Source organism: Seonamhaeicola marinus (assembly GCF_008085455.1).
On the sequence record NZ_VSDQ01000193.1, the window covers coordinates 1 to 527 of the forward strand.

At 30.9% G+C, this 527-nt stretch carries 1 protein-coding gene; it reads right to left on the reverse strand.

Annotated elements, in window-relative coordinates; all coding sequences use genetic code 11:
* Nucleotides 1-35: 35 nt before the first annotated feature.
* A partial coding sequence (locus FUA24_RS02960) for an RNB domain-containing ribonuclease (RefSeq protein WP_148540004.1) occupies nt 36-527 on the reverse strand: 492 nt, incomplete at its 5' end.

The window sequence follows — 527 nt, forward strand, 5'->3', positions numbered from 1 at the left end:
AGTTAAAATCATTTTTTTTGAATATGTTTTTTGGTTTAATCTTCAGGTTTACCAACTAATAAAAAATCTAAATGTTTTTTAACAAGGTCTGTGTTTTTAACTTTAACAATAACCTCATCACCTAATTGGTACATGTTTTTAGTGTTTCTGCCAACTAATGCAAATTGACTTTCATCAAAGGCGTAATGATCATCAGTAATATCTCTAACACTTACCATGCCTTCGCATTTATTTGAAATTATTTCAACATAAATTCCCCAATCTGTAACACCTGAAATTACACCTAAAAAGTCTTCATTTTTATGATCTTCCATAAAACGAATTTGCATGTATTTTATAGAATCTCTTTCAGCTTTGATTGCTAAATTTTCCATGTTGCTAGAATGTTGGCATTTTTCTTCAAAAGCTTCTTCATTAGCTGTTTTTCCGCCATCTAAATAGTGTTGTAATAGCCTGTGTGCCATAACATCAGGATAACGCCTTATGGGCGATGTAAAATGCGAATAATAATCAAAAGCCAAACCGTA